General features: G+C 58.9%; 14 protein-coding genes and 1 other RNA gene. 9 read left to right on the forward strand and 6 right to left on the reverse strand.

The window, feature by feature from the left end; all coding sequences use genetic code 11:
- Nucleotides 1-83: 83 nt before the first annotated feature.
- Nucleotides 84-1124 carry an NADP(H)-dependent aldo-keto reductase gene (locus KI237_RS05230; protein WP_212799078.1) on the reverse strand — a complete coding sequence of 347 codons (1041 nt, stop codon included), beginning with the start codon at nucleotides 1122-1124 and terminating at the stop codon, nucleotides 84-86.
- Between the two features lie 245 nt (nucleotides 1125-1369).
- On the opposite strand from KI237_RS05230, the gene rplM reads away from it, so the two are divergent.
- From rplM to KI237_RS05265, 7 genes are all read left to right on the forward strand, one after another.
- Entirely contained in the window at nucleotides 1370-1798 is a 429-nt protein-coding gene (gene rplM / locus KI237_RS05235; RefSeq protein WP_003205365.1) for a 50S ribosomal protein L13, read from the forward strand.
- Between the two features lie 14 nt (nucleotides 1799-1812).
- A complete protein-coding gene (rpsI, locus tag KI237_RS05240; protein ID WP_003205364.1) occupies nucleotides 1813-2205 on the forward strand; it encodes a 30S ribosomal protein S9 in 393 nt (130 codons plus the stop codon).
- 256 nt (nucleotides 2206-2461) lie between these two features.
- The gene (gene petA / locus KI237_RS05245; RefSeq protein WP_212799079.1) at nucleotides 2462-3055 is read left to right on the forward strand and encodes a ubiquinol-cytochrome c reductase iron-sulfur subunit; all 594 of its coding nucleotides are present in this window, start codon (nucleotides 2462-2464) and stop codon (nucleotides 3053-3055) included.
- Nucleotides 3055-4266 (forward strand): cytochrome b, encoded by a 1212-nt coding sequence (locus tag KI237_RS05250; RefSeq protein ID WP_212799080.1) that lies wholly within the window; start codon nucleotides 3055-3057, stop codon nucleotides 4264-4266. Before petA ends, KI237_RS05250 begins: the two co-directional genes overlap by 1 nt.
- Nucleotides 4266-5048 carry a cytochrome c1 gene (locus tag KI237_RS05255; protein ID WP_212799081.1) on the forward strand — a complete coding sequence of 261 codons (783 nt, stop codon included), beginning with the start codon at nucleotides 4266-4268 and terminating at the stop codon, nucleotides 5046-5048. Before KI237_RS05250 ends, KI237_RS05255 begins: the two co-directional genes overlap by 1 nt.
- A gap of 151 nt (nucleotides 5049-5199) precedes the next feature.
- Nucleotides 5200-5817, forward strand: a complete 618-nt coding sequence (locus KI237_RS05260; protein WP_003178195.1) for a glutathione S-transferase N-terminal domain-containing protein — start codon at nucleotides 5200-5202, stop codon at nucleotides 5815-5817.
- A 16-nt stretch (nucleotides 5818-5833) separates the two neighbouring features.
- Nucleotides 5834-6247, forward strand: a complete 414-nt coding sequence (locus KI237_RS05265) for a ClpXP protease specificity-enhancing factor (protein WP_212799082.1) — start codon at nucleotides 5834-5836, stop codon at nucleotides 6245-6247.
- Nucleotides 6248-7248: 1001 nt separating this feature from the next.
- Here KI237_RS05265 and KI237_RS05270 read toward each other — a convergent pair.
- From KI237_RS05270 to KI237_RS05290, 5 genes are all read right to left on the reverse strand, one after another.
- Complete coding sequence (locus KI237_RS05270; protein WP_212799083.1) at nucleotides 7249-8196, reverse strand: IS110 family transposase; 948 nt, start codon at nucleotides 8194-8196, stop codon at nucleotides 7249-7251.
- Nucleotides 8197-8919: 723 nt separating this feature from the next.
- On the reverse strand, nucleotides 8920-9498 hold the full coding sequence (locus tag KI237_RS05275; RefSeq protein WP_030139689.1) for a BON domain-containing protein: 579 nt from the start codon (nucleotides 9496-9498) through the stop codon (nucleotides 8920-8922).
- On the reverse strand, nucleotides 9495-10088 hold the full coding sequence (locus KI237_RS05280; protein WP_007928463.1) for a phosphoheptose isomerase: 594 nt from the start codon (nucleotides 10086-10088) through the stop codon (nucleotides 9495-9497). The genes KI237_RS05275 and KI237_RS05280 overlap by 4 nt, the downstream gene beginning before the upstream one ends.
- Nucleotides 10089-10190: 102 nt before the next feature.
- Nucleotides 10191-10553, reverse strand: coding sequence for a YraN family protein (locus tag KI237_RS05285; RefSeq protein ID WP_058545587.1), 363 nt, complete (start codon nucleotides 10551-10553; stop codon nucleotides 10191-10193).
- On the reverse strand, nucleotides 10553-12364 hold the full coding sequence (locus tag KI237_RS05290; protein WP_212799084.1) for a penicillin-binding protein activator: 1812 nt from the start codon (nucleotides 12362-12364) through the stop codon (nucleotides 10553-10555). The genes KI237_RS05285 and KI237_RS05290 overlap by 1 nt, the downstream gene beginning before the upstream one ends.
- 300 nt (nucleotides 12365-12664) lie before the next feature.
- Between KI237_RS05290 and rsmI the strand changes: the two genes are divergently transcribed.
- Both rsmI and rnpB read left to right on the forward strand, forming a co-directional pair.
- Entirely contained in the window at nucleotides 12665-13570 is a 906-nt protein-coding gene (gene rsmI / locus KI237_RS05295; RefSeq protein WP_212799085.1) for a 16S rRNA (cytidine(1402)-2'-O)-methyltransferase, read from the forward strand.
- 74 nt (nucleotides 13571-13644) lie between these two features.
- Nucleotides 13645-13997: RNase P RNA component class A (gene rnpB / locus KI237_RS05300), an RNA gene on the forward strand.
- The last annotated feature ends 234 nt before the right edge of the window (nucleotides 13998-14231 follow it).

Raw genomic sequence — 14231 nt, forward strand, 5'->3', positions numbered from 1 at the left:
CGCGAGCAAGCTCGCTCCACAGGGGGGTGTGGTCAGCGTCGAACCCATGTGGGAGCGAGCTTGCTCGCGATGAGGCCTATGTATCAAGGCGCCGGGTTCGGCTGGTCCTTGTGAATTGCCTCGATCCCCGCCAGCACTTCATCCGACAGCTTCAGGTCGAAGCTGGCGATGTTGCTGTCCAGTTGCTCCAGCGTGGTGGCGCCAATGATGTTGCTGGTCACGAACGGCTGCCGGGTGACGAACGCCAGGGCCATCTGTGCCGGGTCCAGGCCGTGTTCGCGGGCCAGGGCCACATAGCGGCTGCACGCCGCTTCCGATTGCGGGTTGAAGTACCGCATGAAGCGGCTGTAGAGCGTCAAGCGGCCCTTGGCGGGCCGTGCGCCGTTTTCGTATTTGCCCGACAGGAAGCCGAACGCCAATGGCGAATAAGCCAGCAGGCCGCATTGTTCGCGAATGGCGATTTCCGACAGGCCGATCTCGAAGCTGCGGTTGAGCAGGTTGTACGGGTTCTGGATCGACACCGCCCGCGGCCAGCCACGGGCCTCGGCCAGGGCGAGGAATTTCATGGTGCCCCACGGCGTTTCGTTGGACAGGCCGATGTGGCGGATCTTGCCGGCGCGAACCTGTTCGTCCAGGGCTTCGAGGGTTTCCTCCAGCGGGGTGAAGTCCTCGTCGGCCTTGTGCTGGTAACCCAGTTGACCAAAGAAGTTGGTGCTGCGCTCCGGCCAATGCAGTTGGTAAAGATCGATCCAGTCGGTCTGCAGGCGCTTGAGGCTGGCATCCACGGCTTCGACGATGTGGCGGCGGTTGTGCTTGAGGTGCTTGTCGCGGATGTAGTCGATGGTGTTGCCGGGACCGGCGATCTTGCTCGCCAGGATCCAGTCGGCACGATCGCCGCGACTCTTGAAGTAATTGCCGATGTAGCGCTCGGTGGTGGCGTAGGTTTCGGCCTTGGGTGGCACCGGGTACATCTCGGCGGTGTCGATGAAATTGATGCCGGCAGCCTTGGCGCGTTCGATCTGGGCGAAGGCCTCGGCCTCGCTGTTCTGCTCACCCCAGGTCATGGTTCCGAGACACAGGGCACTCACGTTCAGATCGGTACGGCCTAGCGGGCGATAGTCCATCGGGAACTCCTTGGGCAAAACAATCATAAAAGCAGGTTGAAATATTTTTCGCAATCTGCATAATTGCGCACCTCTTTCTGCAGTGGAAGTGATGCGCCGCCGCCGAAGAATCTTGCCGTTGAACGGACGCGCCGACCCGAGCCCCCGAAAGCGTCTGTATCCGGCTGCCTTTGACTTGTCAAAGTACGCACTATTCAGTAAGATCCGCCGTCTAATTTACAGGGCGGCCCCTGAGGCTATAAAGAATGAAAACTTTTACTGCTAAACCGGAAACAGTAAAGCGCGACTGGTTTGTCGTCGACGCTGCTGGTCAGACCCTGGGTCGTCTGGCCACCGAAATCGCGAGCCGTCTGCGTGGCAAGCACAAGCCTGAGTACACCCCTCACGTTGACACCGGTGACTACATCGTTGTGATCAACGCTGAGCAAGTACGTGTTACTGGCGCTAAAACCACTGACAAAATGTACTACTCCCACTCCGGTTTTCCTGGCGGCATCAAGTCGATCAACTTCGAAAAGCTGATCGCCAAAGCCCCTGAGCGCGTGATCGAGACCGCGGTTAAAGGCATGCTGCCTAAAAACCCACTGGGTCGCGACATGTATCGTAAGCTGAAGGTTTATGCGGGCGCTGCTCACCCTCATACTGCTCAGCAGCCCCAAGAACTGAAGTTTTAACGGAATAGTTCATTATGTCGGCGACTCAAAATTACGGCACTGGCCGTCGCAAGACTGCAACCGCACGCGTTTTCCTGCGTCCGGGCACTGGTAACATCTCCATCAACAACCGCTCCCTGGATAACTTCTTCGGCCGCGAAACTGCCCGCATGGTAGTTCGTCAGCCGCTGGAACTGACCGAGACCGTCGAAAAATTCGACATCTACGTCACTGTTATCGGTGGTGGTGTAAGTGGTCAGGCTGGCGCAATCCGCCACGGCATCACTCGCGCCCTGATGGATTACGACGAGACTCTGCGTGGTGCTCTGCGCAAAGCCGGCTTCGTAACTCGCGATGCTCGCGAAGTTGAACGTAAGAAAGTCGGTCTGCGTAAAGCGCGTAAGCGTCCGCAGTACTCGAAGCGTTAATTTCGCTTCCGCTTTCAAAAGGCGCCCAGTTCCTCACGGAGCTGGGCGTTTTTTTATGGGCAAAATAATTGCTCTGTGACAACTTGCCACATTCGTAGAGCCCCTATACTACAAGGCTTGGCGGTTTGGCCGCATGGTAATTACCTTGTCAGAATTGGGGCTTTTCATTACCATTCGGCAAAATTTTTATAAGTTCAGATTTTTACTTAGTAGACGCCTGATCTAACAGGCCACAAAGCTGATGGGAGAGGACTGAATGAGCAATGACGGCGTGAATGCAGGCCGGCGTCGCTTCCTGGTAGCAGCCACATCCGTGGTGGGTGCTGCAGGAGCGGTGGGGGCTGCGGTCCCGTTCGTGGGGTCATGGTTTCCCAGTGCCAAGGCGAAAGCCGCAGGTGCACCGGTGAAAGTGAATGTCAGCAAGATCGAGCCAGGCCAGCAGATGATTGCTGAGTGGCGCGGCCAGCCGGTGTTCATCGTCCGCCGTACAGAGGAAATCCTGGGGAATCTGAAAAAGATCGAGGGTCAGCTGTCCGACCCTTCCTCCAAGAACTCGGTCCAACCGGAGTATGTCAATCCTGAAACGCGTTCGATCAAGCCAGAGATTTTGCTGCTGATCGGGATCTGTACGCACCTGGGTTGCTCGCCAACGTTCCGTCCTGAAGTGGCTCCTGCCGATCTGGGCAAGGACTGGGTGGGTGGTTATTTCTGCCCTTGCCACGGTTCCCACTACGACCTGGCTGGTCGCGTCTACAAGTCGCAGCCTGCACCTCTGAACCTGCCAGTTCCCCCGCATTCCTATGAGACCGACGACATCATTGTCATCGGCATCGATACGGAGAAAGCGTGATGAGCAAATTCATGGATTGGGTTGATGCGCGCTTTCCCGCGACCAAGATGTGGGAAGACCATCTCAGCAAGTATTACGCTCCGAAAAACTTCAACTTCTTCTACTTTTTTGGCTCTCTGGCGCTGCTCGTTCTGGTCAACCAGATCGTTACCGGTGTCTGGCTGACCATGAGCTACACGCCGTCGGCGGAAGAAGCGTTTGCCTCCGTCGAATACATCATGCGCGACGTCGAGTACGGCTCGATCCTGCGCCTGCTGCACTCCACCGGCGCTTCGGCGTTCTTCATCGTGGTCTATCTGCACATGTTCCGTGGCCTGCTCTACGGTTCGTACCAGAAGCCTCGTGAGCTGGTGTGGGTCTTCGGCATGCTGATCTACCTGGCGCTGATGGCCGAGGCCTTCATGGGCTACCTGCTGCCGTGGGGCCAGATGTCCTACTGGGGTGCCCAGGTGATCATCTCGCTGTTCGGTGCGATCCCGGTCATCGGTGACGACCTGACCCAGTGGATCCGTGGTGACTACCTGATCTCGGGCATTACCCTGAACCGCTTCTTCGCCTTGCACGTCGTGGCGCTGCCAATCGTGATCCTCGGTCTGGTGGTGCTGCACATCCTGGCGCTGCACGAAGTCGGCTCGAACAACCCCGATGGCGTGGACATCAAGAAGCACAAGGACGAGAACGGCATACCGCTGGATGGCATCGCCTTCCACCCGTACTACACCGTGAAAGATATCGTCGGCGTGGTGGTCTTCCTGTTCATCTTCTGCTCCATCGTGTTCTTCTTCCCGGAAATGGGTGGTTACTTCCTCGAGAAGCCGAACTTCGAGCAGGCGAACGCGTTCAAGACCCCTGAGCATATTGCCCCGGTCTGGTACTTCACCCCGTTCTACGCGATCCTGCGGGCGATCCCGGACAAGCTGATGGGCGTTATCGCCATGGGCGCTGCCATCGCCGTGCTGTTCGTCCTGCCGTGGCTGGATCGTAGCCCCGTCAAGTCGATGCGCTACAAAGGCTGGCTGAGCAAGATCTGGCTCGTGGTGTTCTGCATCTCGTTCGTGATCCTGGGCGTGCTGGGCGTACTGGCCCCGACACCGGAGCGTACGTTGCTGTCGCAGGTTTGCACCTTCCTGTACTTCGCCTACTTCATTCTGATGCCGTTCTATACCAGGCTCGAGAAGACCAAACCGGTTCCGGAAAGGGTGACTGGCTGATGAAAAAGCTATTTGCTGTACTGATTCTTGCTGCTATGCCTGTACTGTCCTTCGCGGCTGAACACGGTGGTCCAGAGCTGGAAAAAGTCGACATCGACGTTTCCGACAAAGCTGCCATGCAGGACGGCGCACGTACGTTCGCCAACTACTGCATGGGTTGCCACAGTGCCAAGTTCCAGCGCTACGAGCGTGTTGCCGATGACCTGGGCATTCCTCATGAGACGATGCTCGAGAAACTGGTGTTCACCGGTGCCAAGCTGGGTGATCACATGACCATCGGCATGCAGCCTGCGGATGCCAAGACCTGGTTCGGCGCCGCGCCACCGGACCTGACCCTGGTCGCCCGTGTGCGTGGGACTGACTGGCTTTATGGTTACCTGCGTTCGTTCTACGAAGATCCTGCACGTCCATGGGGCGTGAACAACAAGGTCTTCCCGAACGTCGGCATGCCTAACGTTCTGGTCAGCCTCCAGGGGCGCCAGGTGGTAGGCTGCAAGCAGGTTCAGATCGTTGAGGGTGGTAAAAAGCAATTCGATCCGCTGACCGGCACCGCTTTGACTCATGAAGCCTGCGATCAGCTGACTGTATTGCCGAACACCGGCAGCCTGACGCCGGAGCAGTTCGACGAGAAGGTCAAGAACCTGGTGACCTTCCTGGCCTACTCGGCCAACCCGGTGAAGCTGCAGCATCAGCGCATCGGTACCTATGTGTTGCTGTACCTGGCGTTCTTCTTCGTATTCGCTTACCTGCTCAAGCGTGAATACTGGAAAGACGTGCATTGATAAAGCTGTAAGCCGTTGCTGTTAATCGTGCGCGCCCAAGGGCGTCTCTAGAAATGTAACGAACCTGGCCAGCCGGGTGTTACAGGAGACGCCCTCTGGGCGCGCTCGTTTTTCCGTTTTTCGATAATTTCAACAAGCGAGGAGGATCGCCATGGGCGTGACCAATCGGTTGGCCTGTTACTCCGACCCCGCCGACCACTATTCCCACCGGGTACGCATCGTACTGGCAGAGAAGGGTGTCAGCGCCGAGATCATTTACGTCGAAGCGGGCCGTCAGCCGCCGAAGCTGATCGAGGTGAACCCTTACGGCAGCCTGCCCACGTTGGTCGATCGTGACCTGGCGTTGTGGGAGTCGACCGTGGTGATGGAATATCTGGATGAGCGTTATCCGCATCCACCTTTACTGCCGGTGTACCCTGTCGCGCGTGCCAACAGCCGTTTGCTGATCCATCGCATCCAGCGTGACTGGTGCGGGTTGGTGGATCTGATCCTGGATTCTCGGACCAAGGAGCCGGCGCGGGTCGTGGCACGCAAGGAGCTGCGTGAAAGCCTGACTGGCGTATCGCCGCTGTTCGTCGATAAGCCGTTTTTCCTCAGTGAGGAACAAAGTCTGGTGGATTGCTGCCTATTGCCCATACTCTGGCGTTTGCCGATTCTGGGTATCGAACTGCCGCGGCCTGCCAAGCCGCTGCTTGATTATATGGAGCGCCAATTCGCGCGTGAGGCTTTCCAGGCGAGTCTGTCTGGTGTCGAACGTGACATGCGCTAAGGCTTAGGGAGCCGCTATGAACTCCAGTCGACCTTATCTGGTCCGCGCGCTCTACGAGTGGATTGTGGACAACGATTGCACCCCGCACATGCTGGTCAACGCCGAGTTTCCGTCGGTGCAGGTGCCGCAGGGGTTTGCCAATGATGGGCAAATTGTCTTGAACGTGTCGCCAGCCGCTGTGCGTCATCTGCACATGGATAACGACGCCGTCAGTTTTGAAGGGCGCTTCGGTGGTGTGCCTCACACCCTGTATGTGCCTATTGCTGCGATCCTGGGGATTTATGCCCGGGAGAATGGCCAGGGCATGGTCTTCGAACTGGAAGCACCGCTGGAAGGTGAAGAAGAGTTTGAGCCGGAGGATGACCTGCCACCACCGGATGACGAGCCGCCGCGTCCTAGCGGTCGGCCGAGTCTGAAAGTGGTGAAATAACGGGCTGTGCGAAAAGGCCATCCAGTCATGGGCTGGGTGACAGCCTGGCAGCTTGGTTAGGAAAATGCCTGTGTCGTGAGATGCGGGCATTTTTTTGTGTTTAGTCGGTGTGTATATCCGTTGCTGCGGTAACGGCTGCTTAGGGTTCCGCCCTTACGGCGGGTCACTTTTGGAAGAGCGCCAAAAGTAACCAAAAACGCTTTGCCCCACCACTCGGTGCCTCGCTTAGGCTCGGCATGCCCGAACGAAGGCACTGCTCCGTGGGCCCGCCGCGAAGGGCCCTCCATGGCCCAGCGCGGCTATCCCGGCATCCATGCCGGGATGCCCACTCCACAATGCCTGCGTTCGGCCAGCGTGGTTAACGGGGCGCCGAGATCAACGTCCACCGCGAGGCGGCCTGATAGCCGACCTGGTTCTTGATGGGGACCGCGTTTCTCCTGTGCGAGCCTGCTCGCGAAGAGACCAGCCAGTTCAATATTCATGTGACTGAACCACCGCCATCGCGAGCAAGCTCGCTCCCACATTCAACTTTCAGTGAGCACTGAATTCATGCCCAGCACAGCCCTCCTGTGGGAGCGAGCTTGCTCGCGATGAGGCCCACAAGCCCAGCATCCATGTGACTGAACCACCGCCATCGCGAGCAGGCTCGCTCCCACGTTCAACTTTCAGTGAGCACAATATCCATGTCCAACACAGCCCTCCTGTGGGAGCGAGCTTGCTCGCGATGAGGCCGGCAAGCCCAGCATTTATGTGACTGAACCACCGCCTTAGCGAGCAAGCTCGCTCCCACATTCAACTTTCAGTGAGCACAATATCCATGTCCAACACAGCCCTCCTGTGAGAGCGAGCCTGCTCGCGAAGAGGCCGGCAAGCCCAGCATCCATGTGACTGAGCCACCGCCATCGCGAGCAGGCTCGCTCCCACATTCAACTTTCAGTGAGCACAATATCCATGCCCAACACAGCCCTCCTGTGGGAGATTCTATGGTGCAGGGCTACCCCCTACATGCCTTTCGGTAAGTATTCGCTCTGGTTCTTCAGCAGGGCGAATACCACTCGGGCAAGCTTGCGGGCCAGTGCCACTAATGCTTCGGTTGTGCTGAGTCCCCGGGCCCTCAGTGCCTCATAAAAACCCTTCCATGCCGCTGTGCGCCTCGCCGACATCGCGGCGTTGTGCATCAGTCGACGCGCTTCCGGGTCGCCTCGCTTAGACAGGCAGCGGCGCCCCTTCTTTTTTCCCGAGTCTGCTATGCGCAGGTCCAAACCCAGAAAAGCGATGAAGGCATTGGCATTTCTGAAGTCCCCCCGCTGCAATGCCGTAAGTAAACGAGCGCCACTCAACAAGCCGATTCCTTCGACTTTCATGCAACGCTTGAGCTGATCGCCCAAACCGGCATCTTGCAACTGCGTCTGGATTGTTTTCTCAAGCAAGACTTCCAGCCTTTGCATGGCACTTATTTGGTTCTCGAAGGCTGTTTTTAGCAACGGCTCGTTCGCCCAGCTTTGCTTGAGGCTGACACGCGCCTGCACCAAGGCTGCTCGGCGCCGGAAAAGGCTTATAAGCCGGCAATACAGGGGCGATGGCGGAGTCCAGGGGTGCAACTGGTGGCCTTCATTGTTCAAATAGCGAGCCAGCAACCGAGCATCTAGCGCATCGGTTTTAGCGCGAACTTTCACACCTTTTCGGTAATGGCTGAGTTCGTAGCCGCCGATCATGTAGATCACACAGCCTTGCGCATAAGCCAGATCGGCGAATTCCTGGTGATAGATATTGGTGGCTTCAATGGCGACACTCACCGGTGCGGGCAGTGCCTTGAGCCACTTCTTGATCGCAGCTTTGGTGTTTAGGATCGTTTCGAGTCGATCGGATTCAGCGTGATAAATCACCAACTCGTCTTTGGCGACGTCCACGCCCACGATCGGCTTAGTGACAGAAACCGGCATTGCCATTGGAAATCCTCCGGGCTAAGGTTTGAACACTTGAAGGGTTCACCCAGAGGCGCAGGCTTGTTCCTATCGTCGGTCTAGGCCAGATGCATTCTTTATCGGCGCTTGGGTGAAAGGAGGAGGGGTGAAATCTCCCACGGTCTGTACTGCGCTAACAGTCAGAATCGAGCCTTGTCCCTCCTCCTCCCTTCAAGTCCTACCATACAAGCGAGCTTGCTCGCGATGAGGCCCACAAGCCCAGCATCCATGTGACTGAACCATCGCCATCGCGAGCAGGCTCGCTCCCACCTTCATTCCCACAGGAGAAACGCGGCCACCCAGAACCAGGCCGGCTATCAGCCGCCTCGCGGTGGACGTTGATCTCGGGCGCCCCGTTAACCACGCTGGCTGAACGGAGGTGTTGTGGAGTGGGTAACCCGGCATGGATGCCGGGTTAGCCGCGCTGGGCCATGGAGGGCCCTTCGCGGCGGCCCGCGGAGCAATGCCTTCGTTCAGGCATGCCGAGCCTAGGCGAGGCACCGAGTGGTGGGGCAGGAGCGCTTTGGTTACTTTCGCCTGGGCCGGCATTCCGGCTTTTCGAAAGTGACCCGCCGTAAGGGCGGAACCACCAGTGGCCGTTACCGCAGCAACGGATATACACACCGAAGATAGAAAACGAAGCCAAAAAAAACGGCGCTTTCCGTCTCGGAAGAAGCGCCGTTTCTCTTGAGTGACAGAAGCTCAGTATCAGTCAATGTACTCGAACAACTTGACGATCTTCTGCACCCCGGAAACCCCCTGCACCAGGTTGGTCGCCTGCGCGGCTTCCTGCTTGGTCAGCAGCCCCAGCAAATAGACGATGCCATTCTCAGTCACAACCTTGATGCGCGAGCCGGGAATGCTGGCGTCGGTGAGCATCTGGGTCTTGATCTTGGTGGTCAGCCAGGCGTCGTTCTGGCGTGCCAGCAGCGAGGAAGGTTGCAGGACCTGCAGTTCATTATGCACGGTCTTGACCCGTTGCACGGCGCTGGCTTCCTGTTCGGCCTTGGCCTTGAGGTCGGCGCGTGGGGTCTGGCCGGCCAGCAGTACGACGCCGTTGAAGCTGGTGACGACGATGTGCGAGTTGTTGTCCAGGTCTGGGTCGGCCTTGGCGATGTTCACGCCTACCTTGGTTTCAATCAGGGAGTCGTCGATCTTGCTGCCGAAGGTGCGGGTGCCGCGGTCATCTTCAATCGGCTTTTCCCGGCTGGCGTTAACCACCGATGTGCAGCCGCTGATGCCGAGGCACAGGGTCAGGGCCAGAAGGCCTAGGCGATTAGGGGTCATTCTTCACTCCCGAACAGTTGGCTGTCGATCAAGTCGCAAAGGCAGTGGATCGCCAGCAGGTGGACTTCCTGGATACGTGCGGTGACATTGGCCGGTACGCGGATCTCGACATCTTCTGGCAATAGCAGGGACGCCATGCCGCCGCCGTCACGACCGGTCAATGCTACGACAATCATTTCGCGATCATGTGCGGCCTGGATCGCTTGAATAATATTGGCCGAGTTGCCGCTGGTGGAAATCGCCAGCAGTACATCGCCGGGTTGGCCCAGGGCGCGGATCTGTTTGGAGAATACTTCGTTGTAGCTGTAGTCGTTGGCGATCGAGGTGATCGTCGAACTGTCGGTGGTCAGGGCGATCGCCGGCAGGCTCGGGCGTTCGCGCTCGAAGCGGTTGAGCAGTTCCGAGGAGAAGTGCTGGGCGTCGCCGGCTGAGCCACCATTGCCGCACGAAAGCATCTTGCCCTCGTTGAGCAGGGCGTTGACCATCACTTGGCTGGCTTGCTCGATGTGCGGTGCAAGTACGTCCATCGCCTGTTGCTTGGTGTCGATACTGGCCTGAAAAAGCTGGCGAATTCGCGATTGCATGTCCATCTGTGTGACCTTAAGTAGCGCGGCTTATCGGCACAAACATGTGCGGCGCGCAAAGCAAAGAGCAAAAAAGTTAGGTGAAGGTGTCCGGCTCGGCATGGGCGCTCAACTGTCGAAGGCGTTCTGCAGCCAGTTCAACTGGGCGGCGTTGCTGTCGATGGCAACCACGTCGAAGCGGCAGGGATGATCGGCCCAGCGAGGCTCGCTTTGCAGAAAATACTGCGCGGCGAAAACCAGCTTCTGGCGCTTGCGCTCGTCAATGCTGTCGAGCGCACCACCCCATTGAGTGTTTTTTCTGTAGCGGACTTCGACGAATACTACTGTATCGCCGTCAAGCATGACCAGATCAAGCTCGCCGCGTTTACACAACCAGTTCTGCGCCACCAGGCGCAGGCCTTGTTGCTGGAGATGCGCGAGGGCCTGGCCCTCGGCATCCCGTCCGCTTTGCTGGCGTGATCGGTCAGGCATCAGCGCTGGGTATCCGGCAGGCGCTGCACCTGGCCGTTGACGAACTCGGCCCATGGCAGTTGACGCTGTACGCGCTGGGTTGGAGACACTGCCAGGCTGCCCGACAGGCCTTCGATTCGGCTGTCCGGCAGCGTCTTGAGCTGGCCCAGGCGCGGCGCCAGGCGATAGGCGTCTACCCCCATCGCGTACAACCGGCCCAGGCTGCCACCCGCCTGGGGCCACTGGGCGGTGACCTGCTTGCGCAGCGGGTCATTGGCGTCGAGCAGCCACGGGGTTTCGCAGAAGCGGATACCGCTCATGTCGTTGTACTGGTTCTGGTCGCCGCTGGCGCTGAACACTGAAGACGTCGCGTAGACCGGCACATCACCCGCGTACTGGAAGTTCAGGGTTGGCTTGATCTGCTGGGCCTGTTGCGGCGTCGAGGCCAGGAAGATGAACTCGATGTCCTGGCGACGGGACGGCTGGGCCGCGACCGTGGTGCCGACGGTGTTTTGCAGGCTCTTGGCGCGCCCTTCGCTCTGGCGTAGCTGGAACATGTCGGCGATCTGCTGGGCCAGTTGCACCGGCTGGTCGACCCGCTCGATTGCGATGATAGTGCCGCCATTGGCCTGCCAGTCCTGGCTGAAGGCTTTGAGGACACGATCGCCCCATTCACCCTTGGGTACCATGGCGGCAGCGCGATGCAGGCCATCGGCGCGGGCGCGGCGGGAGACTTCGCGGGCTTCATCCTCGGGTGCCAGGCCGAACTGGAACAGTTGCGGTGGCCCCTGTTCGCCTTCGCTGTAGTTCAGCGCCAGGGTGGTGATCGGCAATTGCGGGCGGGTGCTGATCTGCTTGACCAGTGGTTTTTCCAGCGGTCCGACTACCAGTTGCACGCCGTCGGCCTGGGCCTTGCGATAGAACTCGTCCATGGAGGTCAGGCTGGAACTGTCGTAGAACTGGATGCTTGGCGGCTTCTGACCGGCCTGCTGGGCCTGGTAGTGCGCGGCCATGAAACCCTCGCGCAAGGCCTTGGCAACCGCAGCCAGTTGGCCATTCTGTGGCAGCAGCAGGGCGATCTTGCTCAGCGGCTGGCTCGCCAGTTCCTTGAGCTTGACCAGGGGGGTCGGCAGTTGAAGGGCGGCGGGGTGCTTCGGATTCTGTTCGCGCCAGTGGTCGATGGCTGCCTGCTGTTGTTCCAGGGTGCCGGCGGTCTTGACGGCTTGGGCCAGGCTCAGCCAGCCGCCAAGGTCGTCGTTGGAGCTTGGCTGCAACTGGTCGGTGGGCAACGAGGCGATCAGCGACCAGATGGCTTCGTGGTTTTTTGCCGCGGCGTCGTTCTCCAGCAGGGGCGCGATGAAAATGCGCTCCTTGGCGGCGGCCAGGGTCTGGCCATCGGCCTCCAGGGCGCGGGCGCGGACGGTACCGGTACGGACCTGTTGCTCCACCGGCATTTCGCTCAGGTGTTGCAGGCTTGGGTGGCTCAGGGCGGTCAGTGCCGCCTTGGGCTGGTTGCGGGTCATCGCCAGTTCAGCCGACAGCGTGCTGGCGAAAATCTGCTGGCCGGGCTTGAGTTGTTCCATCGGCACTTGTTGCAGGATTTGTGCGGACTGGCCGGCATTGCCCTGGCGGTAGGCCAGGTCGGCAGCGCTCAGGCGCAGCAGGGCGGCTTTTTCCGGATTTTTGCTTTGAGTGGCCTGTTCGAGCAACTGCTCGATACTGGCATCCGGGGTGCGTGGAAGTTCGCCAAGGCTGGACGAAGGCGAGCTGGCGCAGGCCGCCAGGAGGGCAGCGAGGCAGAGGGCGGAGAGCAGCCGTAGGCAAGCGATCATGTAAGTGTTCCTGATACGAGATCAAATTAGCGTCGAATTGTACCCAAGCACTGGCCGGGGCGCGATGTTAGTGGTGTGAATCGATCAATTTAGGTATTTCAAAGAGTGCGGTGCACCACAAAAGACAGGTATTAACCCTTTGTGGCGAGGGAGCTTGTTCCCGCCGGGCTCTGTAGGCGCTGGCGCAGCCCGCGATTTTTTGATCTTTCGCTTGGGATTCAAGTGTCTGGGGAAAGATCGCAGCCTCGCCTCGCTCGTCAGTGCCTACCTGCGCAGCCGAGACGGCCGCTACACGCTACAATGGCGGTTTTTACCGATCATGAGGTATGTGTCTTGACTGCTCCAGGTGCTTTGAACTCCGCTGCCGGCTCGCTTTATGTGGTGGCGACGCCCATCGGCAACCTGGACGATATCAGTGCCCGGGCGCTGAAAATCCTGCAGGAAGTTGCGTTGATCGCAGCCGAAGACACGCGCCACTCCCAGCGCCTGCTGCAACATTTCGGCATTTCGACGCCGTTGGCGGCCTGTCATGAACACAATGAGCGCGATGAAGGCAGTCGTTTCATTACCCGGCTGTTGGCAGGCGATAACGTCGCGCTGATTTCCGATGCGGGTACGCCGCTGATTTCCGACCCTGGCTATCATCTGGTGCGTCAGGCTCGGGCGGCGGGCATCAGCGTGGTGCCGGTGCCGGGCGCTTGTGCGTTGATCGCAGCGCTGTCGGCGGCAGGCTTGCCGTCGGACCGTTTCATCTTCGAAGGTTTCCTGCCGGCCAAGGCGGTGGGGCGACGGGCGCGTCTGGAGGCTATAAAGGAAGAACCGCGCACGCTGATCTTTTATGAGGCGCCGCACCGCATTCTGGAATGCCTGCAAGACATGGAGTCGGTGTTCGGTCCCGAGCGTCCGGCGCTGTTGGCTCGTGAGTTGACCAAGACCTTCGAAACGCTCAAGGGGTTGCCGTTGGCGCAGTTGCGGGCGTTTGTCGAAAGCGATAGCAACCAGCAGCGTGGCGAGTGTGTTGTGCTGGTGGCGGGGTGGACGGCGCCGGAAAGTGAAGAGGCTGTCAGCAGCGAAGCGATGCGCATCCTGAACCTGCTGCTCGAGGAAATGCCCCTCAAACGTGCCGCGGCCCTTGCGGCGCAGATCACTGGCGAGCGCAAGAATGTGCTGTACCAGGTCGCACTGGAAAAACAGAAGGATCAGTGAAAGCGGGGCGCAGGGCTGGCCCAAGGCTTTTAGCGCTTGTTCTTCAAGCGCTCTACCGTTAACCTTCGCGGCGGAGAGTCGATCGGACAGTCGCTGCCCTCTATGAGAATTAGGGGGGGAGGAAAGTCCGGGCTCCATAGGGCGAAGTGCCAGGTAATGCCTGGGAGGCGTGAGCCTACGGAAAGTGCCACAGAAAATAACCGCCTAAGCGCTTCGGCGCCGGTAAGGGTGAAAAGGTGCGGTAAGAGCGCACCGCACGGCTGGCAACAGTTCGTGGCTAGGTAAACCCCACTTGGAGCAAGACCAAATAGGGTCCCAAGGCGTGGCCCGCGCTGGGACCGGGTAGGTTGCTAAAGATGTCCAGTGATGGCCATCGTAGACGAATGACTGTTCAAGACAGAACCCGGCTTACAGATCGACTCTCCACCTTTTCCCCTCCTGCCTGAATCACTGGCAGACGCAGTTCCTAAGACCAAAAAAATCTTACTCTTAACAAATTACTTTAACTTGTGCGCGCAGCCTCCTGTGCTTCCTCGGGTTGAGGTGAAATTTCCTACGTCAGATTCTTGTTACCCCTCCTGAAACGCTCCTAAATCTCCGATCTATAAGGCTTTTCCTTCAATCCGCGCCTTGACGGTGCGGTGGGCGCATTCCTATAGTG

The sequence above is a fragment of the Pseudomonas sp. St316 genome, from assembly GCF_018325905.1.
Taxonomy (GTDB): Bacteria; Pseudomonadota; Gammaproteobacteria; order Pseudomonadales; family Pseudomonadaceae; genus Aquipseudomonas.

Excerpts from the sequence above, each read along its gene's own strand:
- KI237_RS05255 (WP_212799081.1), top strand. The coding sequence starts at position 4,266 with ATGAAAAAGCTATTTGCTGTACTGATTCTTGCTGCTATGCCTGTACTG.
- KI237_RS05230 (WP_212799078.1), bottom strand. The coding sequence starts at position 1,124 with ATGGACTATCGCCCGCTAGGCCGTACCGATCTGAACGTGAGTGCCCTG.
- KI237_RS05290 (WP_212799084.1), bottom strand. The coding sequence starts at position 12,364 with ATGATCGCTTGCCTACGGCTGCTCTCCGCCCTCTGCCTCGCTGCCCTC.
- KI237_RS05250 (WP_212799080.1), top strand. The coding sequence starts at position 3,055 with ATGAGCAAATTCATGGATTGGGTTGATGCGCGCTTTCCCGCGACCAAG.
- petA (WP_212799079.1), top strand. The coding sequence starts at position 2,462 with ATGAGCAATGACGGCGTGAATGCAGGCCGGCGTCGCTTCCTGGTAGCA.
- KI237_RS05280 (WP_007928463.1), bottom strand. The coding sequence starts at position 10,088 with ATGGACATGCAATCGCGAATTCGCCAGCTTTTTCAGGCCAGTATCGAC.
- KI237_RS05275 (WP_030139689.1), bottom strand. The coding sequence starts at position 9,498 with ATGACCCCTAATCGCCTAGGCCTTCTGGCCCTGACCCTGTGCCTCGGC.
- KI237_RS05265 (WP_212799082.1), top strand. The coding sequence starts at position 5,834 with ATGAACTCCAGTCGACCTTATCTGGTCCGCGCGCTCTACGAGTGGATT.
- rpsI (WP_003205364.1), top strand. The coding sequence starts at position 1,813 with ATGTCGGCGACTCAAAATTACGGCACTGGCCGTCGCAAGACTGCAACC.
- KI237_RS05285 (WP_058545587.1), bottom strand. The coding sequence starts at position 10,553 with ATGCCTGACCGATCACGCCAGCAAAGCGGACGGGATGCCGAGGGCCAG.
- rsmI (WP_212799085.1), top strand. The coding sequence starts at position 12,665 with ATGGCGGTTTTTACCGATCATGAGGTATGTGTCTTGACTGCTCCAGGT.
- KI237_RS05260 (WP_003178195.1), top strand. The coding sequence starts at position 5,200 with ATGGGCGTGACCAATCGGTTGGCCTGTTACTCCGACCCCGCCGACCAC.
- rplM (WP_003205365.1), top strand. The coding sequence starts at position 1,370 with ATGAAAACTTTTACTGCTAAACCGGAAACAGTAAAGCGCGACTGGTTT.
- KI237_RS05270 (WP_212799083.1), bottom strand. The coding sequence starts at position 8,196 with ATGGCAATGCCGGTTTCTGTCACTAAGCCGATCGTGGGCGTGGACGTC.